This window comes from Achromobacter sp. 1011811831, from assembly GCF_059760905.1.
In genome coordinates this window covers 71,430-91,387 of record NZ_JCBANG010000001.1, presented here as the reverse complement: position 1 = coordinate 91,387, position 19,958 = coordinate 71,430, and the positions used below count along the sequence as shown (strand labels likewise).

The following is a 19,958-nucleotide window of genomic DNA, read 5'->3' as shown; positions in this document are numbered from 1 at the left end:
CAATACACGCTCGAATCCGGACATGGACCCCGCTTCCTCCGCCCAGCTGGCCAGCCACCTGCCCTACCCGCTGGCCTGCCGCATCCTGCATTTCACGCCGCATTCCAGCATGGCGCGCCACCGCTCCGATTGGGGCGAACTGAACTTCGCGATCTCCGGCATCATGGAGATCGGCATCGAAGGCGTGCTGTACCTGTCGCCGCCGCAGTACGCCATCTGGATACCGCCGGGCGTGTCCCATTGCTGCCAGAACGAGGGCGAGGTCCACTACGCCTGCATCGACATCCCCGCGGCGGCCTGCGCCAGCCTGCCGGCCGCTCCCTGCACGCTCGAGATCAGCCCCGTCATGCGTGCCGTGCTGGCCGATTTCGAGCGGCGCGGCATCACCTATCCGGATACGCCGGAAGACCGGCGCATGGCGCAGGTGGTGATCGACCAGACGCGCCAGGCGCGCGCCTACGCCAGCTATCTGCCGTCCACCACCGAGCTGCCGCTGGCCCCGATCCTGGCTGCGCTGCAGCGCGAGCCCGGCGACAAGCGCGGCGCGGCGCACTGGGCCGCCACCGCCGGCATCACCGAGCGCACGCTGCTGCGCCACTGCCAGCAGCATCTGGGCATGTCGTTCAACGACTGGCGCCAGCGGCTGCGCGTGGTCAGCGCGCTGGGCATGCTGGACGCGGGACTGCCGGTGCAGGACGTCGCGCGCCGACTCGGCTACAGCACGCCCTCGGCGTTCATCGCGATGTTCCAACGGCTGACCGGGGAATCGCCCGACAGCGCGCGGCGTCGCAGCGGCGACGCTCCGCGGGCATCGCCGTAGGACATTGCGCGCCATCCGCCGCCCCTGGCTGGCGGCGCGCCCCCTGCGAACCGCGTCATCCACGCGTCCGATGCAAGGCATGGCCGAACGCGCGACAATAGCGCCTGACTCGAATCCCCAAGCTACTCAATCTCATGCTGCGCCGCGCCCTCATGGCGCGGGCGCGCCCAGGAATCCTCATGTCCGCCTCCGCCACGCCTCCCGCCTCCTTGACCCGTTTCAGCTCGACCGAGCTGGACATGCTGGCCAAGACGGCCGACGCCCTCAGCGCCTTCCTGGGCAAGCCCGTGCTGGCCGAAGTCGTGCTGGGCGAGGAAGGCACCGAATGGGTGACTTTCGGCGTGCCGCTGGATGAGAAGGCCGAAGCCGACGAATCCCAGGTCCACGTGCAGCTGGGCGGCACGGGCGCGCGCCTGCTGGGCAACCGCGGCGGCCTGCCGCCGGCCGACGACGACACCTACGACTGCCTGTACCTGTGGGCCATCCAGATCACGCTCGGCGAGGGCGAGCGCTTCGTCAAGCTGGACCATGATGGCGAGGAGTCCGCCTGGTCGGACAGCCTGGAAGACGTGCTGCCCTTCGCGCTGACCGAGGATCCTGACCTGGCGCAGGACGACGAGGATGAAGAGGACGAAGATGACGAAGACGACGGCGCGGTCGATGGCGAACATCGGCACTGAGCCACGCGGCCACGAGCCGCCGCCTGCCCGCGCTTGAAATCGCGGCGTCCGCGCCGCCACGGACGGACGCCACGGATCGCGCCTCAGGCCGTGATCCGCCCCTCCTGCACCGCATGGCAGGCCACCACCGCCGGCCCGGCCGCGAGCGCCTGCGGCGCCTCGGTCTTGCAGCGTTCGTTGGCATGCGGGCAGCGCGGATGGAAGGTGCAGCCCGACGGCGGGTTCAGCGGATTAGGCACCTCGCCCGCCACCGCCGTGCGCGGCTTGCCGGCGCCATTGATGTCGGGAATCGCCTCCAGCAGCATGCGCGTGTATGGATGGCGCGGCCGCGCGAACAGCTCGTCGCGCGGCGCGACTTCCACCATGCGGCCCAGGTACATCACGCCAACGCGATCAGCCACGTGATGCACCACCGCCAGGTTGTGCGAAATGAACAGATAGGTCAGGCCCAGCTCGCGCTGCAGATCCTTCATCAGGTTCAGCACCTGCGCCTGCACCGACACGTCCAGCGCCGAGGTCGGCTCGTCGCAGACCAGGAACTCCGGATTGACCGCCAGCGCGCGCGCGATCGAGATGCGCTGGCGCTGGCCGCCCGAGAACTGGTGCGGATAGCGGCCCTGGTCGGCCGGATCCAGCCCCACCTGCTTGAGCAGCTGGCCCACGCGCTCCGTGCGCTCGGCCGGCGTCATGGTGGTGTGGGTCAGCATGGGCTCGGCGATGATGCGGCCCACGCGCCAGCGCGGATTCAGGCTGGCATACGGATCCTGGAAGATCATCTGCAGGCGCTTGCGCATGGCCCGGCCGCCTGATTCGGCCATGCCGGACAGGGGCTGGCCGTCGAAGCGGATATCGCCGCGCGTCAGGCCGTACAGCCCGACCAGCATGCGTGCCACGGTGGATTTGCCGCAGCCCGATTCGCCCACCAGCGCCAGCGTCTCGCCGCGCGCGATATCGAAGGACACGCCGTCGACGGCGCGCAGCATGACCTTGGGCTTGCCGGACAGCTTGCGCTCCAGCCACGGCGGCGACACGTCGAACCAGCGGGCCGCGTCCCGGACTTCTACCAACGGGGGAGTGCCGCTCATGCCGCCACCTTCTCTTCATGAAGCCAACAGGCGGCTCGGGAAGTGCCGGCCGCCATCAATTCAGGACGATCCTGCGTGCAGCGCGGCAGCTTCTGGCCGCAGCGCGGATTGAACGCACAGCCCGTCGGGATGGCGTTCAGGCGCGGCATGCTGCCGTCGATCTGCACCAGCCGCTGGGCGTGGCTGTCCAGCGCCGGGATCGAACCCATCAGGCCGGCCGTGTAGGGATGGCGCGGCTTGTGGATCACGTCGGCCACCGGGCCGATCTCGGCCACGCGGCCGGCGTACATCACCGCGACGCGGTCGGCGGTCTCGGCGATCACGCCCATGTCGTGGGTGATCAGCATGACGGCCGTGCCTTGCTCGCGGCACAGGCGCTTGAGCAGTTCGATGATCTGCGCCTGGATCGACACGTCCAGCGCGGTGGTGGGCTCGTCGGCCACCACCAGGCGCGGTTCGGCGGCCAGGGCCAGCGCGATCACCACGCGCTGGCGCATGCCGCCGGAGAACTGGTGCGGATAGTGGTCGATGCGCTCGCGCGCCGCCGGGATGCCGGTGGCCGCCAGCAGTTCGACCGCGCGCGTGCGCGCCTGCGACCAGCTCAGGTCCAGGTGCGTGACGATGGTCTCGGCCAGCTGCCGGCCCACGGTGTACAGCGGATTCAGCGAGGTCAGCGGATCCTGGAAAACGGCGCCGATCTCGCGGCCGCGCACGCGGCGCATCTGCTCGTCGGGCAGGTTGTCGATGCGGCGGCCGCCCAGCAGGATTTCACCGGCGGCCACGCGCCCCGGCGGCTCCAGCAGGCCGATGATGGCCGCGCCGGTCAGCGACTTGCCAGCGCCGGATTCGCCGACCACGCCCAGGACTTCGCCCGCCTCGATCGAGAAGGACACGTCGTCCAGCGCGCGCAGCGTGCCGCGGCGCGTGGGGAACTCCACGCGCAAGTTGCGGACTTCAAGTAATGCGCTCATGGATATATCTCAAATTCAGTTGTCCACGTACTGCCGCGACATGCACACCCCACGGAGCGTAGACGGTTCCATCGGGATGCCGCGGAGCCGGCTTTGCCGGTCCGCAGGCATGCCCCCTTGAGGGGGAAGCGCGCAGCGCTTCGGGGGTGGGCCACATCACATCAGGCGGGGGTTGAGCGCGTCGCGCAGCCAGTCACCGAGCAGGTTGACCGACAGCACCAACAGCACCAGCGCCAGTCCGGGGAAGATGACGATCCACCATTCGCCGGAGAACAGGAAATCGTTGCCGATGCGGATCAGCGTGCCCAGCGACGGCGACGTCGGCGGCACGCCCACGCCCAGGAACGACAGCGTCGCCTCGGTGATGATGGCGGTGGCCAGGTGCACCGTGGCCAGCACCAGCACCGGACCCAGCACATTGGGCAGCACGTGGCGGAACATGATGACGGGCGAGGCCACGCCGATCACGCGCGCGGCCTGCACGTATTCGCGGTTCTTCTCCACCAGGGTGGAGCCGCGCACCGTGCGGGCGTACTGCGGCCAGCCGGCAAGCGCGATCGCGCCGACCAGCACCGGGAAGGCGATCACCTCGTGCAGCTCGCGCGGCACCGCGGCGCGCGCCACGCCGTCGATCAGCAGCGCGATCAGGATGGCCGGGAACGACAGCTGCACATCGGCCACGCGCATGATGAAGGCATCGATGCGCCCGCCCGCGTAGCCCGAGACCAGGCCCAGCACGATGCCGATGACCATGGACAGCGCCACCGCGGCCAGGCCGATCAGCAGGGACACCCGCGTGCCGTACAGAATGGCCGAGTACAGGTCGCGGCCCTGGCTGTCGGTACCCAGCAGGTAGGTCGGCTGGCCATTGGCCTGCCAAGCCGGCGGCAGCAACGCGTCCAGCAGTTCCACCTTGGTCAGGTCGAAGGGATTGTGCGGCGCCACCCAGCCGGCGCCAAAGGAACCGATCAGCAGCAGCGCCAGCAGGATGGTGGCGGCGATGGCGACCGGGGCGCGGCGCCAGGCCCAGGCCAGGTCGCTGTCCCACCAGCGTTTGAGTACGGCGCGCATCAGTGAGCCCCCCCGGCGCGGGTCATCCCGGCGCGCAGGCGCGGGTCCACGACGAAATACAGAAGATCGACGATCAGGTTGATCACCACGAAGACCAGCGCGATCAGGCACAGATAGGCGGCCATGACCGGCACGTCGGCGAATTGCACGGCCTGGATGAACAGCAGGCCCATGCCCGGCCACTGGAACACGGTTTCCGTGACGATGGCGAAGGCGATGATGCCGCCCAGCTGCAGTCCCGTGATGGTGATGACGGGCACCATCGTGTTCTTGAGCGCGTGGCCGAAGTGGATGGCGCGGCGCTTGAGCCCGCGCGCACGGGCGAACTTGATGTAGTCCGAGCGCAGCACCTCCAGCATTTCCGAGCGCACCAGGCGCAGCACCAGCGTCATCTGGAACAACGACAGCGTGATCGACGGCAGGATCAGGTGCTTCCAGCCATCGGCCGTGAACAGGCCCGACGACCACCAGCCCAGGCTGACGGTCTCGCCACGCCCGTAGCTGGGCAGCCATCCCAGCTGCACCGAGAACACCAGGATCAGCAGGATGCCGATGAGGAAGGTGGGCAGCGACACGCCCAGCAGCGATCCGGCCAGCAGCAGCTGCGACAGCATACTGTTGCGCTTGAGCGCGGTATACACGCCCAGCGGTACGCCGACCACCAGCGCCAGCACCGCCGCGACCAGCGACAGTTCCAGCGTGGCCGGCAGGCGCGACTTGAGCAAGGTCGAGACGGGTTCGCTCTGGCGCAGGGAGATGCCGAAGTTGCCCTGCGCGGCATTGGCGACGAAGTGGCCGAACTGGACGACGGCGGGCTCGTTCAGGCCCAGGCGCTCACGCAGCTCGATGCGTTCGGCATCGGTGGCGTCCTGGCCCAGCATGATGGTGACGGGGTCGCCGACGTATTGAAATAGCACGAATGCCAACAGCGCGACGGTGAGCATCACCGCCACAGCCTGCAACAGGCGGCGGAGTATGAAAGCAAACATAGGCGGGAATAGGCAGGCAGGCGACGCGCCTCAGCGCGCCGCCTGCGGGTTGGCCTGGATCAGTCGACCTTGACCCAATCGGCGACCAGACGGTTGTCGGCGCGATGGATGACGGTGACGTTCTTGCGCATGGCCCAGGGAATGACCTGGTCGTGCAGGGGGATGTGACCGAAGTCCTTGGCGTGGCCTTCCAGCACCTTGATGATGTCGGCGTCGCGCTTGGCGGCGTCGGTCTGGGTCTTGATGCTGTCGATGACGGCGTCAAGCTCCTTGTTGCTGTAGTTGCCCAGGTTGTACATGCCGTCCGCGCCCTCGCCCTTGGTGCGGATCAGGTTCTGCAGCGTGTACATGGCGTCGAAGGTCGGCACGCCCCAGCCGAACAGGTAGGCGCTGGTGTCGAACGACTGCACCTTGGGGAAGTAGGTCGAGCGCGGCATCGCGTTCAGCGTGGCCTTCACGCCGACCTTGGCCCACATGCCCACCACCGCCTGACAGATCGCCTCGTCGTTGATGTAGCGGTTGTTCGGGCAGTCCAGCGTGAAGTTCAGCGTGCCGTCGTAGCCGGCTTCCTTCAGCAGGGCGCGCGACTTCTCGGGATCGTAGGGCACGCGCTTGTGGACCGATTCGGCCCAGCCGTGCACCTGCGGCGCGATCATGGTGCCGGTGGGCGCCGACAGGCCGCGCATCACGGCGCGCTTGATGGCGTCCACGTCGATGGCGCGGTACAGCGCCTCGCGCACGCGGATGTCCTGGAACGGGTTCTTGCCCTTGATGTTCGAGTACTGCAGCTCGGGACGCTTCTGGTCCAGGCCCAGGTAGATGGTGCGGTATTCGTTGCCCTCTACCACCTTGGCCGACTGGCGCAGACGGTCCAGGTCCTGGGCGGCCGGGTCCAGCACGAAGTCGATCTCGCCGGACAGCAGGGCCGCGGTGCGGGTGGCGTTCTGCTTGATCGGGGTGAACACCACCTCGGTCACGTTGCCGACCTTGCCCGCCTTGTTCCACCAGTCCTTGTTCTCTTCGAACACGGTGCGCACGTCGACTTCGCGCGTCTTGAGCTTGTAGGGACCGGTGCCGTTGGTGTTGCGGGCGCCGTAGGTCTCTTCCTTGTTGACGTAGTCCTGCGGCTTGGCGATGTTGTGCTTTTCCGCCCAGGCCTTGTTCATGATGAACACGTTGGTCAGCTGGCGCAGCAGCACCGGGTTCGGCGCCGACGTTTCGACCTCGATGGTCAGGTCGTCGATCTTGCGCGCTTCCTTGATGCCGGTCGTGTAGGCCTTGTAGTTCGAGGTCGGCGCCATGGCGCGGTGGATCGAGAACACCGCGTCCTCGGCGGTGAAGGCCGCGCCGTCGTGGAACTTGACGCCGGGGCGCAGCTTGAAGCGGTACAGCGTGGGCGAGACCTGCTCCCATTCCGTGGCCAGGCGCGGCACCACCTTGAAGGACTTGTCGTAGTCCACCAGCGGTTCGTACACATAGCTGTTGGCGGCGATGGTCATGCCTTCGTTCTGCGAGTGCGGGTCGAAGGTAAGGATGTCGCCCTGGGCGGCCCAGCGGAAAGTCTTGGCCTGTCCGATCGAGGGCAGGGCCACGGCGGCGGCGATCGCGATAGCAATCAAAGTGCGGCGCATAGGTTCAACTCCTGACTGTAGTCTGAAAATACCGGCGCGATATTGCCTAGCGCCGGAACCCGCGTCAATTCAGGGTTTATGCGTACCGGAGGCGGTTTTCAGAGAGCGCCTCAAAACAGGGACGCATATGCTCGTAACAAAATAATCGAAGCAAACAGCGTTCGACCGAAGACGCGACGCGCGACATTCCCGGAATGCGGAACTCGGCTGTCGTCGGAACGCTCAATCCTCGCCCTCTTCGGCCGTCGCCATCTCCAGCGGCACGTGCTCGGTCATCAACACTTCCAGCATCTCTATCAGCAATGTCGCCCGTTCTTCGCCGAACGGCGCCAGCACGGCCTTCTGATGCTGCAAGGCCTGCTCGCACAGGCCCGCGATCAGGTTGCGGCCCTTGGTGGTGATGCACACGCGCGTCTGGCGCCGGTCGGCGCGCACGCCGGTGCGCTCGACCAGGCCGTCAGCCTCCATGCGCTGCACCACCTTGCTCAGCGTGGGCTGCTTGGTGATGGCCAGCACGGCCAGCGTGCCGATGGTCTCGCCGGCGCTGCCTTCCAGGCTGGCCAGCACCCGCCATTCGGTGACCGACAGGCCGGCAGCGCGCACCTGCAGGTGGAACTCGGCGGAAATGCGCTGGCTGGCCTGCGCCAGCAGATAGGCCAGATAGCCGTCGACGAAACGCCCGCCGCCGGCGCCGGCCTGGATGCTCTTCTGCTTCTGCCACGCCATGTCTGTACGCTCCCGCGCCCGGTTGTTCGAGATTGTCATGCCCGTGCCGCAAGCTTGCCGCGGGCCATCGGAACGCGCATTGCACCACGGCGATGCGCGGCCGCGCCATGATGTGCCGCAATGCTGTTGCGCAGCACAGGGTATACCCGGAATCGCAACCCGTTTTTGCACTATGTCGGGACTGATTGGCGGGTCAGGACCTCAAGGATAGCCAGTATATACACCCTTGTTTTAGCGTGATATTTTTTTGATTCCATGAAATTTCATCTTTTTTGTTGACAGCTAAAAAGTTGACTTCTAAAGTATTTTTTAGAACATGGATCCGCGGCCATTCGATGTTGCGGAGCAGCAAGGCGCAAGGACCCGCGCAGCGGTCCGCGACTAGGGGTTCGAGATGGCTGAAAGGTCCTTCAAGAAAGAAGTCCAGCAATTGCGCATCGGCGCGGGCGAAGAGTTCCGCGGCGAAGGCATCCTCGCGGTCACCAAGGGCCTGCTGCAGTCCGGCGTGGGCTATGTGGCCGGCTACCAGGGGTCGCCCATCTCGCACCTGATGGACGTGCTGGCCGACGCCAACGAGATCCTGCAGGAACTCGGCGTGCACTTCGAGGCCAGCGCCTCGGAAGCCACCGCCGCCGCCACGCTGGCGGCCTCGGTCATGTATCCGATCCGTGGCGCGGTCACCTGGAAATCCACGGTCGGCACCAATGTCGCCTCGGACGCGCTGGCCAACCTGGCGTCCGGCGGCGTCACCGGCGGCGCGCTGGTGATCGTCGGCGAGGACTACGGCGAGGGCTCGTCCATCATGCAGGAACGCTCGCACGCGTTCGCCATGAAATCGCAGATCTGGCTGCTGGACCCGCGCCCCAATCTTGAAAGCATGGTCAAGGCGGTGGAAGACGGCTTTTCGCTGTCCGAGGCCAGCAAGACGCCGGTGATGCTGCAGCTGCGCATCCGTGGCTGCCACGTGCACGGCCGCTTCATCGCCAAGGAAAACAAGCGTCCCGCCTTCAGCCTGGCGCAGGCGCTGGAAAGCCCCGCGCGCGACACCAGCCGCATCGTGCTGCCGCCCGCATCCTTCCTGCACGAGCAGGAAAAGATCCAGGACCGCTGGCCCGCCGCCATCCGCTACATCAAGGAACACAAGCTCAACGAGCATTTCGACGGCGACCAGTCCGACATCGGCCTGATCCTGCAGGGCGGCCTGTACAACGGCGTCATCCGCGCGCTGCAGTTGCTGGGCCTGGCCGACCACTTCGGCAACAGCCGCATCCCGCTGTATGTCATGAACGTGACCTACCCCGTCATCGAGGACGAGGTCATCGACTTCTGCCGCGACAAGCGCGCCGTGCTGCTGCTGGAGGAAGGCCAGCCCGACTACATCGAGCAGAACCTGCACGCGGTGCTGCGCAAGGCCGGCATCGCCACGCAGCTGTCGGGCAAGGACGTGCTGCCGATGGCCGGCGAGTACACCACCCAGGTCATGCGCGAAGGCCTGCGCGAATTCCTGCGCCGCAACCGCCCCGAATCGCTGCAGACGCATCCGGCCGTGGCGGCCGACGCAGCCGCCGCCAGCGCCGGCCAGCCCGAGATCGTCGAGATCGCGCGCGCCCGGCCCGCCAAACCCGTCGAGCAGCCCATCACCTTCCACAAGCATGTCGAGGGACTGGCGGCGGTGGTGCCGCCGCGCCCGGCCGGCTTCTGTACCGGCTGCCCCGAGCGCCCGATCTTCTCGGCGCTGACGCTGGCGCAGGAAACGCTGGGCCAGCACCACATTTCCTGCGACATCGGCTGCCACCTGTTCTCGATCCTGCCGCCCTTCAACCTGGGCGCCACCACCATGGGTTACGGCCTGGGCGCGTCCAGCGCGGCGGCCTTCAACGTGCCGGCGGCCAAGCGCCCGATCTCCATCATGGGCGACGGCGGCTTCTGGCACAACGGCCTGGCCTCGGGCATCGGCAATGCCGTGTTCAACAAGTACGACGGCGTCATCGTCATCGTCGACAACTACTACGCCTCGGCTACCGGCGGCCAGGACATCCTGTCCTCGCGCGCCGAGAATCCCGACCGCTCCACCAACAACCCCATCGACCGCGCCGTGCGCGGCGTGGGCGTGCAATGGGTGCGCACGCTGGACCGCACCTACGACGTGGCCAAGGTGCGCGCCACCATCGAGGAAGCGCTCACCACCGACGTCAAGGGCCCCAAGGTCATCATCGCGCAGTCCGAGTGCATGCTGAACAAGCAGCGCCGCATCAAGCCGCTGTTCAACAAGGCGGTCAAGGAAGGCAAGCGCGCGGTCAAGGAACGCTTCGGCGTCGATCCCGATGTCTGCACCGGCGACCACGCCTGTATCCGGCTGTCCGGCTGCCCCTCGCTGACCGTCAAGGACAGCGGCGATCCGCTCAAGGAAGACCCGGTCGCGCACGTGGAAAGCAGCTGCGTGGGCTGCGGCAACTGCGGCGAAGTGGCCCATGCCGCCGTGCTGTGCCCCTCGTTCTATCGCGCCGACATCGTCCACAACCCCACCGGCGGCGACAAGTTCCTGGCCCGCGTGCGCGGGGCGGTGATCGGTTTCCTGCAGCGCCGCCGCGCGGCGCGCCTGGCGCAACTCGCACTCTGAGGCTCGGACATGGACAGCAGCATCAACACTTCCGCCGCCTTGCGCGCCGCCTCGCCGATCAAGATCGCCGTCCTGGCCATGGGCGGCCAGGGCGGCGGCGTGCTCGCCGACTGGATCGTCGACATGGCCGAACACGCCGGCTGGTGGGCGCAGACCACCTCGGTGCCGGGCGTGGCCCAGCGCACCGGCGCCACCATCTATTACCTGGAACTGCTGCCCGAGGCCGACGTCGAGCGCGCCGGCCGCGCGCCCGCGCTGGCGTTGATGCCCACGCCGGGCGACGTGGACCTGGTGGTGGCGGCCGAGTTGATGGAAGGCGGCCGCGCCATCCAGCGCGGCCTGGTCACGCCCGACCGCAGCGTGCTGATCACTTCCTCGCACCGCAGCTACGCGGTCAGCGAGAAATCGGCGCCCGGCAACGGCATCGCCGATCCGAACAAGGTGCTGGAAGCGGGCCGCGCCGCCGCCAGGCGCTTCATGTGCTTCGACCTGCAGGACCTGGCCGACCGCGCCGGCAGCGTCATCAGCGCCAGCCTGTTCGGCGCGGTCGCCGGCAGCGGCGCCCTGCCCTTCACGCGCGATGATTTCGAGGCCACCGTGCGCCGCGCCGGCCTGGGCGTGGACGCCAGCCTGCGCGCCTTCGCGCTGGGCTTCGACGCCGCCGCCCAGGCGCCGGCCCAGCCCGCGCCCATCGATCTGTCGCGTCCCGTGCCGGCCGCGCCGGAACAAGCCGCCAGCGCGCGCACCCAGCCGCTGCTGGACATGATCCGGCGCGACTTTCCCGCCTGTGCCCAGCCCATGCTGACGGCCGGCGTGCGCCGCCAGCTCGAATTCCAGGACCTGGCCTATGCCCGCGAATACCTGGAGCGCATGAAGGCGCTGCGCGACCTGGACGCGCGCCACGGCGGCGAGGCGCGGCAATGGGAACTGACCTGCGCCGCCGCCCGCTACCTGGCCACGGCCATGGCCTACGACGACGTGATCCGCGTGGCCGACCTGAAGACCCGCGCCACGCGCTTCGAACGCGTGCGCCAGGAAGTCGGCGCGCGTCCGGACCAGCTGGTCTACACCACCGAATTCATGCATCCGCGCCTGGAGGAAATCTGCGGCACCCTGCCCGCCGGGCTGGGCCGCTGGCTGGAGAACTCCAAGGCCTTCGGCGGCTTCGTCGAGCGCCGTCTGGGCAAGGGCCGCCTCATGCGCAGCGGCACGCTGGGCGGTTTCCTGATGCTGTACACGCTGGCCGGCATGCGGCGCTTCCGCCGCGCCACGCTGCGCCACCAGATCGAGAAGGCCGGCCTGGAGCAATGGCTGGATCTGGTCGCGCGGCTGGCGCCGCGGGACTATGCGCTGGCCGTGGAAACGGTCAACTGCCGCCGCCTGGTGAAGGGCTACAGCGACACCCACGTGCGCGGCGGCGGCAAATACCGCCAGCTGCTCGCGGCCGCCGAGAAACTGGCCGGCCGCCCCGACGCGGCCGCCAGCCTGCGCGCGCTGCGCGAAACGGCCCTGGCCAACGAGAAATGCGGCCCCATGGAACGCCAGCTGGCCGACCAGCTGGCGGCCTGAGACTCCCCGACGAATCACGCAAGAGGCAAGCGCCGTGCAAACCCTGAAACTCATCGTCCGCGAAGTCCGGCAGGAATCGCCGCTGATCCGTTCCTTCCGCCTGGCGCGCGAGGACGGCGGCGCGCTGCCCGCCTTCGGTCCGGGCGCGCACCTGAAGATCATCGTGCCCAGCCTGCGCGAGCCGCGCAGCTATTCGCTGGTGCAGCTGACGCCGGACGCCGGCTGTTTCGCCGCGCCCGGGGAATACCGCCTGGGCGTGCGCCTGGAGGAAGACAGCCAGGGCGGGTCGCGCCACATGCACGCGCTGGCCGTGGGCGACACCCTGGCCGCCGAAGGCCCGCGCAACGACTTCCCGCTGCACGAAGCGCCCGCCGGCGACGAGCCGGTGCTGCTGATCGCCGGCGGCATCGGCATCACGCCGGTGGCCTCGATGGCCGCCGCGCTGCGGGCCGCCGGCCGCGCCTTCCACCTGCATTACTGCGGCCGCAGCAAGGACCAGCTGGCCTTCGTGCCCGAGCTGCAGGCGCTGGCCGGCGACAGCCTGTCGCTGCATGGCGACGACGATCCCGCCAGCCGCTTCGACCTGCAGGCGCTGCTGGACGCCGCCTCGCCGCGCCAGCACCTGTACGTCTGCGGCCCCAAGGGCCTGATCGACGCCGTCATCGCCGGCGCCAAGGCCCGCCACTGGCCCGACGCCCACGTGCATTTCGAGCTGTTCGCCACGGCCGCGCCGCAGGCGGGCGACCAGCCCTTCGAGGTCGAACTGCGCCAGTCCGGCCGCGTGCTGACCATTCCCGCCGACAAGACCATCGTCGACGTCATGGAAGAGGAAGGCTGCGATCCCATGTACGACTGCAAGCGCGGCGAGTGCGGCGTCTGCCAGGCCACCGTGCTGGAAGGCGAGCCCGACCACCGCGACTACTACCTCTCGGACACCGAGAAGGCCAGCGGCAAGATCATCCAGATCTGCATCTCGCGCGCCAAGTCCGCGCGCCTGGTGCTGGATCTCTAGGAACACCCAGCCGCCGCCCCAACCAAGGAAGCGAACCGACATGGCCAAATACCGCGACAACCCCGACGCCATCCGCGCCCTGCTGCGCGAGACCGAGGTGCACCGTGACCTGTTCATCGACCAGGAGCTGTTCGAGCTGGAGATGGAACGGCTGTACGCCAACACCTGGGTCTATGTCGGCCACGACAGCCAGGTGCCCAACCCCGGCGACTACGTCACCACCACCGTCGGCAACCAGCCCGTGGTCATGGTGCGCCACGGCGACCGCTCGGTGCGGGTGCTGCACAACCGCTGCCCGCACAAGGGCACCATGGTGGCCGGCGAGGCCTGCGGCAACACCGGCAAGTTCTTCCGCTGCCCCTATCACGCCTGGACCTTCAAGACCGACGGCAGCCTGCTGTCCATCCCGCTGAAGAAAGGCTACGAGAACACCGGCCTGGAGCAGTGCGAAGCCAGCCAGGGCATGGCCGCCGTCAAGGACGTGCGCAACCACCGAGGCTTCGTGTTCTGCCGCCTGAATCCCGAAGGCCAGTCCTTCGAGGACTTCTTCGGCGAATCGCTGACCACGCTGGACAACATGGCCGACCGCTCGCCCGAGGGCCGGCTGGAGGTCGCCGGCGGCGTGATGCGCTACATGCACCGCTGCAACTGGAAGATGCTGGTCGACAACCAGACCGACACCTGTCACCCCATGGTGGCGCACGAGTCCTCGGCCGGCACCGCCGTCAAGGTCTGGGAGCAGGCGCCCGCCGGCACGCCCAAGCCCATGGCGGTGGAGCTGTTCGCGCCCTTCATCTCGCCCTATGAGTTCTTCGAGAACATGGGCATCCGCGTGTGGGAAAACGGCCACGGCCATACCGGCGTGGCCGACTCGATCCACGCCGCCTACTCCGGCGTGCCCGGCTACTGGGAAGCCATGACGGCGGCCTATGGCGAGGAACGCGCCAGGCAGATCCTGGGCGATGTGCGCCACAACACCGTCTATTTCCCCAACATCATGGTGAAGGGTCCGATCCAGACGCTGCGCGTCTTCAAGCCCATCGCCGCCGACCGCACGCTGGTCGAATCCTGGACCTTCCGCCTGGTCGGCGCGCCCGACCTGCTGCTGGAACGCACGCTGATGTACAACCGGCTCATCAACGCGCCCACCTCCGTGGTCGGACACGATGACCTGGAAATGTACGAGCGCGCCCAGGACGGGCTGCAATCGCGCGCCCGCGAATGGGTCAACGTCGGCCGCCTCTACTCGCCCGACGAACTGGGCCGCAAGAACGTCGTCACCAATGGCACCAACGAATGGCAGATGCGCAACCAGTACCGCGCGTGGGGCCGCTACATGACCGGACAGGAGGCTTGAATGGCCGTCAGCGACCGCGAACTGATCGATTTCGTCTACGCCGAGGCGCGCATGCTCGATGAGCTGCGCTTCGAGGACTGGCTGGACCTGTACACCGAGGACGGCCATTACTGGATGCCGCTGGCCCACGGCCAGACCGACGCCAGGCTGCACGCCTCGCTGATGTACGAGGACAAGCTGCTGCTGCGCGTGCGCGTCGAGCGGCTGGCCGGCCAGCGCACCTTCTCGCAGCAACCCAAGAGCCGCTGCCACCATCTGCTGCAGGCGCCGACCGTCGAGCACGGTCATCCCGAATCCGCGCCCGCCGAAGGCCGCCACGTGGTGCGCACCGCCTTCCACTACGTCGAGACGCGCCAGGACGCGCAAACCCTGTATGCCGGCTGGGCCACGCATCACCTGGTCGAACAGGACGGCGCGCTGCGCATCCGCCTGAAACGCGTCGACCTGGTGAACTGCGACGCCGCCTTCGGCAACATCCAATTGTTCATGTAGGAGCCGGTCGTGAGCGCGACAGTCCATCAAGCCTTCCGCGACAGCGCGGCCCGCCACGGCGCCCAGCCCTTCCTGTGCATCCTGCCCGAAACGGCCGAGGCCTACGGCATCGCCGCCGGCGAGCTGGCCTATGGCGCGGCCGCCGAGGCCATCGAGACGCTGCGCGCCGCCTATGCGCGCGCCGGCTACGGCCACGGCCACCGCGCCGGCCTGCTGCTGGAAAACCGCCCCGCCTTCTTCCTGCACTGGTTCGCGCTCAACGCGCTGGGCGTGTCGGTGGTGCCGATCAATCCCGACCTGCGCGCCGCCGAACTCGAATACCTGGCCGGCCATTCCGAAATCGCGCTGGCCGTGGCCCTGCCCGGCCGCCACGCTGACCTGCAGGCCGCGGCCGCGCGCGCCGGCCGCGAGCTGCGCGTGATGGGTCCTGACGACGCGCCGCCCACCGCGCCCTTCGCCGCGCCGCTGGCCGGCAGCGAGCCGGGCGAGCTGAGCGAGTGCGCGCTGCTGTACACGTCCGGCACCACCGGCCGGCCCAAGGGCTGCATCCTGCCCAACCGCTATTTCCTGCACGCCGGCGGCTGGTACGCGCGCATAGGCGGCCTGGCCGCGCTGCGCCCCGGCCAGGAACGCATGCTGACCCCGCTGCCGCTGGTGCACATGAACGCCATGGCCTATTCCGCCATGGCCATGGTGCTGACGGGCGGCTGCCTGATCCCGCTGGACCGCTTCCACCCGCGCAGCTGGTGGGACAGCGTGCGCGAATCGCGCGCCACCGTGTTGCACTACCTGGGCGTGATGCCCGCCATCCTGATGAAGGCCGAGCCCTCGCCCGATGACGCTCAGCCGGGCATACGCTTCGGCTTCGGCGCCGGCGTGGACCGCAAGCTGCATGCGCCCTTCGAGGCGCGCTTCGGTTTCCCGTTGCTGGAAGCCTGGGCCATGACGGAAACGGGCGCCGGAGCCGTCATCATCGCCAACCAGGAACCGCGCCACATCGGCAGCAGCTGCTTCGGCGCCGAGGAAGACGACGTGCAGGTGCGCATCGTCACGGACGCGGGCGCCGAGGCCGCCGCCGGCGAACCCGGCGAGCTGCTGGTACGCCATGCCGGCGACGATCCGCGCTACGGCTTCTTCGCCGGCTACCTGAAGGACGCCGCCGCGACGGACGAGGCCTGGGAAGGCGGCTGGTTCCACACCGGCGACATCGTGCGCCGCGGGGCCGACGGCGCGCTGCGCTTCGTCGACCGCAAGAAGAACGTGATCCGCCGCAGCGGCGAGAACATCTCGGCCGTGGAAGTCGAAAGCGTGCTGATGCAGCACCCGCTGGTCAAGGCCGTGGCCGTGGCCGCCGTGCCGGACGCGGTGCGCGGCGACGAGGTGCTGGCCTGCGTGGTGCCGGCCGATGCGCTGGACGGCGACGCGGCCCGGCAGGAAGCCGCCCGCGCCATCGTGCAATGGAGCCTGGAGCAGCTGGCCTACTACAAGGCGCCCGGCTATGTGGCCTTCGTCGACAGCCTGCCGCTGACCACCACCAACAAGATCCAGCGCGGCGAGATGAAGGCGCTGGCGCCCACGCTGCCCGGCACCGCGCACTGCGTGGACACCTGCGCGATGAAGAAGAAAAGCCCCGAAAAATCCCACGCGGGAGCCGCGAGATGAGCCGCCTCGGCTATGACGGCGTGGTGGCGGCGCTGCCCGTCACCATTCCCTATGAACGCTACAGCACGCATGCCGCGCACTGGTGGCTGGGCCGCGCCCTTGGCGCGTTGATCCGCCAGGCCGGCCTCGCCAAGACCGACGTGGACGGGCTGTGCGTGTCCAGCTTCACGCTGGCGCCCGACAGCGCCGTGGGCCTGGTCCAGCACCTGGGCATGAGCCCGCGCTGGCTGGATCACATCCCCATGGGCGGCGCCAGCGGCGTGGCCGCGCTGCGGCGCGCCGCGCGCGCCGTGCAGGCCGGCGACGCCGAGGTCGTGGCCTGCATCGCGGGCGACACCAATCACGTGGACTCGTTCCGCAATACCGTCAGCCAGTTCTCGCGCTTCGCCCAGGACGCCGTGTATCCCTATGGCGCCGGCGGCCCGAACGCCAGCTTCGCGCTGCTGACCACGCACTACATGCGCGAGTCCGGCGCCACCCGCGAAGACTTCGGCAAGCTCTGCGTGGCCCAGCGCGACAACGCGCTGCGCTACCCGCACGCGCTGATGAAAAAGCCGCTGACGCTGGAACAGTACCTGGGCGCGCGCGTCATCACCGATCCCATTCATCTGTTCGACTGCGTCATGCCTTGCGCCGGCGCCGACGCCTTCCTGGTGATGAGCGAGTCGCGCGCGCGGGCGCTCAAGCTGCCCCATGCGCGCATCCTGTCCACCATCGAGCGCCACAACGCCTGGATCGAAGACCCGATCCAGACGCGCGGCGGCTGGACCATGGACGTGGACGAGCTGTACGGCATGGCCGGCAGCGCGCCTGCCGACATGGATTTCCTGCAGGCCTACGACGACTACCCGGTCATCAACCTGATGCAGATGGAAGACCTGGGCTTCTGCGCCAAGAACGAGGGGCCGGAATTCGTGCGCCGCCACAGTTTCACCATCGATGGCAGCTTTCCGTTCAACACCAACGGCGGCCAGCTGTCCGTCGGCCAGGCCGGCGCCGCCGGCGGTTACCTGGGCCTGACCGAAGCGCTGCGCCAGCTGACCGGCACGGCCGGCGGCACCCAGGTGGCTGACGCTCGCATCGGCATGGTGAGCGGCTTCGGCATGATCAACTACGACCGCGGGCTGTGCACCGCCGCGGCCATCCTGGCGCGGAGCGACGCATGACCCAGCCCCTGGCCAAGCCTCCCAAGAAGGACCCGGTCGCGCGCACGCGCCAGCCCACGCTGCCGCCCGGCTGGCGCAGCCGCGCCGCGCTGGGCCTGACCGCCGCCGCGGCCGAGGGACGCTTCGAATTGCAGGTCTGCGCCGATTGCGGCGCGGTCCAGTATCCGCCGCGCGAAGTCTGCGGCGGCTGCCTGTCCGAGCAGCTGTCCTGGCGCGCGGTGGATCCGTCCGGCACGCTGCTGGTCAGCACCACGCTGCACCATAGCAACGACCTGTATTTCCGCGAGCGCCTGCCCTGGCGCGTGGGCACGGTGCGCATGGCCGCCGGCCCCTCGGTGGTGGCGCACGTGCACCAGGACTGCGCCGACGGCGCGCCGGTGCGGCTGGCGCTCAAGCTCGACCGCAGCGGCCAGGCCGTGATGATCGCCCTGCCAGAAAGGAACACGCCGAACATGGAAGACGACAAGACCCTGCGCGAAACCTCCTGTGACCCCAAGTTCCGCCGCGCCCTGGTCACCGACGGCAAGTCGGCGGTCGGCCAGGCGGTGGCGCGCGCGCTGCTGGACGCCGGCTGCCCGATGGTGTTCCTGGGCGACCCGCAGACCTGGCGGCGCGACCCGGCCTACGACGCGCTGGCGGCCGACGTCCGGGTGCAGGCGCTGGCGCTGGACGTGACCGACACCGACTCGGTGGACCGCGCGGCGGCCTCCATCGGCGGCAAGGTCGAGATCCTGGTCAACACCGCCGACCTGGAGCGCGAAGGCGGGCTGATGCAGCGCAAGGACGTCAACACCGCGCGCGATGCGCTGGACGTGAACGTGCTGGGCATGATGCGCCTGGCGCAGGCCTTCGGCCCCGGCCTGTGCGCGCGCGCCGCCGACGGCGTCAACAGCGCCGCCGCCTGGGTCAACGTGCTGTCCATCTACGCCCACATGAACCTGCCCGCGCGCGGCATGTGGTCCGCCTCGAAGGCGGCCGCGCTGTCGCTGGCGCAGTGCCTGCGCGCCGAGATGCGCGGCGCCGGCGTGCGCGTGCTGAACGTGTTTCCCGGTCCGCTGGACCATGAATGGGAACAGCGCACCCCGCCGCCGCGCGTGGCCCCCGCCGCCGTCGCCGCCGCCATCGTCAAGGCCCTGCGCGACGGCGTGGAGGACGTGTACGTGGGCGACGTGGCGCAGGAATTCCGCGCCCGCATGGCCGAGAACCCCAAGGGACTGGAGCGCGAGCTGGGCGCCTGACGCCCGTCCACGCCCCCAAACGCCTCGCGCCCCGCGCGGGACCGAGCAGCAACCGACAAGGAGACGCAGCATGAGCCAGAACATCCTCGCCCAATTCATGACCGAACTGGTCGCCGGCCGCATCCGGCTGGTCGACCTGACCGAGACGCTGACGCCGGAATTCCCCACCATCGTGCTGCCGCCGGAGTTCGGCCAGGCCTGGCCCTTCCGCATCGAGGAGATCTCGCGCTACGACGAGCGCGGCCCGGCCTGGTACTGGAACAATTTCTCCTGCTCCGAGCACACCGGCACGCACTTCGATGCGCCGGCGCACTGGATCTCCGGCAAGGACCAGCCCGACAACACGGTCGACACGATTCCTGTGGAAGCCTTCATCGCCAGCGCCTGCGTGATCGACTGTTCGGCCGAGGCGCGCGACAACCCCGACTTCCTGCTGACGATCGATTTCGTCAAGCAGTGGGAAGCGAAGCATGGCCGCATCCCGGCGCGCTCCTGGGTGCTGATGCGCACCGACTGGTCCAAGCGCGCCAAGCCGGCCGAGTACCTGAACATGAAGGAAGACGGCGCGCATTCGCCCGGCCCGGACGCGGACGTGGTGCCCTGGCTGATCAAGGAACGCGACGTGCACGGCTTCGGCACCGAATCGGTCGGCACGGACGCGGGGCAAGCCCAGCACCTGGATCCTCCGTACCCCTGCCACTACTACATGCACGGCAACAACCGCTACGGCCTGCAATGCCTGACCAACCTGGACCAGCTGCCGCCCACCGGCGCCGTGATTTTCTCGGCGCCGCTGAAGATCCGCAGCGGCTCGGGCAGCCCGCTACGCGTCCTGGCAATAACGCCCAAGGCCTGAAGACACGCACAAC

17 protein-coding genes are annotated in these 19,958 nt (G+C 68.6%); 11 read left to right on the top strand and 6 right to left on the bottom strand.

Annotated elements, in window-relative coordinates:
* Nucleotides 1-22 precede the first annotated feature (22 nt).
* Complete coding sequence (locus AC6LJ9_RS00235) at nt 23-820, top strand: AraC family transcriptional regulator (RefSeq protein ID WP_498146045.1); 798 nt, start codon at nt 23-25, stop codon at nt 818-820.
* A gap of 179 nt (nt 821-999) precedes the next feature.
* On the top strand, nt 1,000-1,500 hold the full coding sequence (locus AC6LJ9_RS00230) for a hypothetical protein (RefSeq protein WP_498146044.1): 501 nt from the start codon (nt 1,000-1,002) through the stop codon (nt 1,498-1,500).
* 83 nt (nt 1,501-1,583) lie between these two features.
* On the opposite strand, the gene AC6LJ9_RS00225 is transcribed toward AC6LJ9_RS00230, so the two are convergent.
* The 6 genes from AC6LJ9_RS00225 to AC6LJ9_RS00200 all read right to left on the bottom strand — a co-directional run bounded on the left by AC6LJ9_RS00225 (nt 1,584) and on the right by AC6LJ9_RS00200 (nt 7,973).
* Complete coding sequence (locus tag AC6LJ9_RS00225; RefSeq protein WP_498146043.1) at nt 1,584-2,585, bottom strand: ABC transporter ATP-binding protein; 1,002 nt, start codon at nt 2,583-2,585, stop codon at nt 1,584-1,586.
* Nucleotides 2,582-3,556 carry an ABC transporter ATP-binding protein gene (locus AC6LJ9_RS00220; RefSeq protein ID WP_103272650.1) on the bottom strand — a complete coding sequence of 325 codons (975 nt, stop codon included), beginning with the start codon at nt 3,554-3,556 and terminating at the stop codon, nt 2,582-2,584. Before AC6LJ9_RS00220 ends, AC6LJ9_RS00225 begins: the two co-directional genes overlap by 4 nt.
* Nucleotides 3,557-3,712: 156 nt before the next feature.
* Nucleotides 3,713-4,627 carry an ABC transporter permease gene (locus tag AC6LJ9_RS00215; protein ID WP_392412240.1) on the bottom strand — a complete coding sequence of 305 codons (915 nt, stop codon included), beginning with the start codon at nt 4,625-4,627 and terminating at the stop codon, nt 3,713-3,715.
* Entirely contained in the window at nt 4,627-5,616 is a 990-nt protein-coding gene (locus AC6LJ9_RS00210) for an ABC transporter permease (RefSeq protein WP_498146042.1), read from the bottom strand. Before AC6LJ9_RS00210 ends, AC6LJ9_RS00215 begins: the two co-directional genes overlap by 1 nt.
* A gap of 59 nt (nt 5,617-5,675) precedes the next feature.
* A complete protein-coding gene (locus tag AC6LJ9_RS00205) occupies nt 5,676-7,247 on the bottom strand; it encodes an ABC transporter substrate-binding protein (protein ID WP_212320572.1) in 1,572 nt (523 codons plus the stop codon).
* Nucleotides 7,248-7,469: 222 nt separating this feature from the next.
* Nucleotides 7,470-7,973 (bottom strand): MarR family winged helix-turn-helix transcriptional regulator, encoded by a 504-nt coding sequence (locus AC6LJ9_RS00200; protein WP_498146041.1) that lies wholly within the window; start codon nt 7,971-7,973, stop codon nt 7,470-7,472.
* Nucleotides 7,974-8,367: 394 nt separating this feature from the next.
* Here AC6LJ9_RS00200 and AC6LJ9_RS00195 point away from each other — a divergent pair, with 394 nt between their 5' ends.
* The 9 genes from AC6LJ9_RS00195 (at nt 8,368) to AC6LJ9_RS00155 (ending at nt 19,945) form a co-directional block, all read left to right on the top strand.
* The gene (locus tag AC6LJ9_RS00195; RefSeq protein WP_498146040.1) at nt 8,368-10,593 is read left to right on the top strand and encodes a thiamine pyrophosphate-dependent enzyme; all 2,226 of its coding nucleotides are present in this window, start codon (nt 8,368-8,370) and stop codon (nt 10,591-10,593) included.
* 9 nt (nt 10,594-10,602) lie between these two features.
* On the top strand, nt 10,603-12,162 hold the full coding sequence (locus AC6LJ9_RS00190; protein ID WP_498146039.1) for an indolepyruvate oxidoreductase subunit beta family protein: 1,560 nt from the start codon (nt 10,603-10,605) through the stop codon (nt 12,160-12,162).
* A 34-nt stretch (nt 12,163-12,196) separates the two neighbouring features.
* A complete protein-coding gene (locus AC6LJ9_RS00185; RefSeq protein ID WP_498146038.1) occupies nt 12,197-13,174 on the top strand; it encodes a PDR/VanB family oxidoreductase in 978 nt (325 codons plus the stop codon).
* 40 nt (nt 13,175-13,214) lie between these two features.
* Nucleotides 13,215-14,531 carry an aromatic ring-hydroxylating dioxygenase subunit alpha gene (locus tag AC6LJ9_RS00180; protein WP_498146037.1) on the top strand — a complete coding sequence of 439 codons (1,317 nt, stop codon included), beginning with the start codon at nt 13,215-13,217 and terminating at the stop codon, nt 14,529-14,531.
* Nucleotides 14,532-15,023, top strand: a complete 492-nt coding sequence (locus AC6LJ9_RS00175; RefSeq protein ID WP_498146036.1) for an aromatic-ring-hydroxylating dioxygenase subunit beta — start codon at nt 14,532-14,534, stop codon at nt 15,021-15,023.
* A 9-nt stretch (nt 15,024-15,032) separates the two neighbouring features.
* Nucleotides 15,033-16,685: an AMP-binding protein gene (locus AC6LJ9_RS00170; protein WP_498146035.1), complete on the top strand. Its 1,653-nt coding sequence runs from the start codon at nt 15,033-15,035 to the stop codon at nt 16,683-16,685.
* A complete protein-coding gene (locus AC6LJ9_RS00165; RefSeq protein ID WP_498146034.1) occupies nt 16,682-17,851 on the top strand; it encodes a thiolase family protein in 1,170 nt (389 codons plus the stop codon). Before AC6LJ9_RS00170 ends, AC6LJ9_RS00165 begins: the two co-directional genes overlap by 4 nt.
* Nucleotides 17,848-19,089 carry an SDR family NAD(P)-dependent oxidoreductase gene (locus AC6LJ9_RS00160; protein ID WP_498146033.1) on the top strand — a complete coding sequence of 414 codons (1,242 nt, stop codon included), beginning with the start codon at nt 17,848-17,850 and terminating at the stop codon, nt 19,087-19,089. Before AC6LJ9_RS00165 ends, AC6LJ9_RS00160 begins: the two co-directional genes overlap by 4 nt.
* A gap of 70 nt (nt 19,090-19,159) precedes the next feature.
* Complete coding sequence (locus AC6LJ9_RS00155; RefSeq protein WP_498146032.1) at nt 19,160-19,945, top strand: cyclase family protein; 786 nt, start codon at nt 19,160-19,162, stop codon at nt 19,943-19,945.
* Nucleotides 19,946-19,958 lie beyond the last annotated feature (13 nt).

What these genes read in the sequence shown, in the direction of transcription:
- AC6LJ9_RS00235 (WP_498146045.1), top strand. Translation starts at nt 23, where the DNA reads ATGGACCCCGCTTCCTCCGCCCAGCTGGCCAGCCACCTGCCCTACCCG.
- AC6LJ9_RS00230 (WP_498146044.1), top strand. Translation starts at nt 1,000, where the DNA reads ATGTCCGCCTCCGCCACGCCTCCCGCCTCCTTGACCCGTTTCAGCTCG.
- AC6LJ9_RS00225 (WP_498146043.1), bottom strand. Translation starts at nt 2,585, where the DNA reads ATGAGCGGCACTCCCCCGTTGGTAGAAGTCCGGGACGCGGCCCGCTGG.
- AC6LJ9_RS00220 (WP_103272650.1), bottom strand. Translation starts at nt 3,556, where the DNA reads ATGAGCGCATTACTTGAAGTCCGCAACTTGCGCGTGGAGTTCCCCACG.
- AC6LJ9_RS00215 (WP_392412240.1), bottom strand. Translation starts at nt 4,627, where the DNA reads ATGCGCGCCGTACTCAAACGCTGGTGGGACAGCGACCTGGCCTGGGCC.
- AC6LJ9_RS00210 (WP_498146042.1), bottom strand. Translation starts at nt 5,616, where the DNA reads ATGTTTGCTTTCATACTCCGCCGCCTGTTGCAGGCTGTGGCGGTGATG.
- AC6LJ9_RS00205 (WP_212320572.1), bottom strand. Translation starts at nt 7,247, where the DNA reads ATGCGCCGCACTTTGATTGCTATCGCGATCGCCGCCGCCGTGGCCCTG.
- AC6LJ9_RS00200 (WP_498146041.1), bottom strand. Translation starts at nt 7,973, where the DNA reads ATGGCGTGGCAGAAGCAGAAGAGCATCCAGGCCGGCGCCGGCGGCGGG.
- AC6LJ9_RS00195 (WP_498146040.1), top strand. Translation starts at nt 8,368, where the DNA reads ATGGCTGAAAGGTCCTTCAAGAAAGAAGTCCAGCAATTGCGCATCGGC.
- AC6LJ9_RS00190 (WP_498146039.1), top strand. Translation starts at nt 10,603, where the DNA reads ATGGACAGCAGCATCAACACTTCCGCCGCCTTGCGCGCCGCCTCGCCG.
- AC6LJ9_RS00180 (WP_498146037.1), top strand. Translation starts at nt 13,215, where the DNA reads ATGGCCAAATACCGCGACAACCCCGACGCCATCCGCGCCCTGCTGCGC.
- AC6LJ9_RS00175 (WP_498146036.1), top strand. Translation starts at nt 14,532, where the DNA reads ATGGCCGTCAGCGACCGCGAACTGATCGATTTCGTCTACGCCGAGGCG.
- AC6LJ9_RS00165 (WP_498146034.1), top strand. Translation starts at nt 16,682, where the DNA reads ATGAGCCGCCTCGGCTATGACGGCGTGGTGGCGGCGCTGCCCGTCACC.
- AC6LJ9_RS00160 (WP_498146033.1), top strand. Translation starts at nt 17,848, where the DNA reads ATGACCCAGCCCCTGGCCAAGCCTCCCAAGAAGGACCCGGTCGCGCGC.
- AC6LJ9_RS00155 (WP_498146032.1), top strand. Translation starts at nt 19,160, where the DNA reads ATGAGCCAGAACATCCTCGCCCAATTCATGACCGAACTGGTCGCCGGC.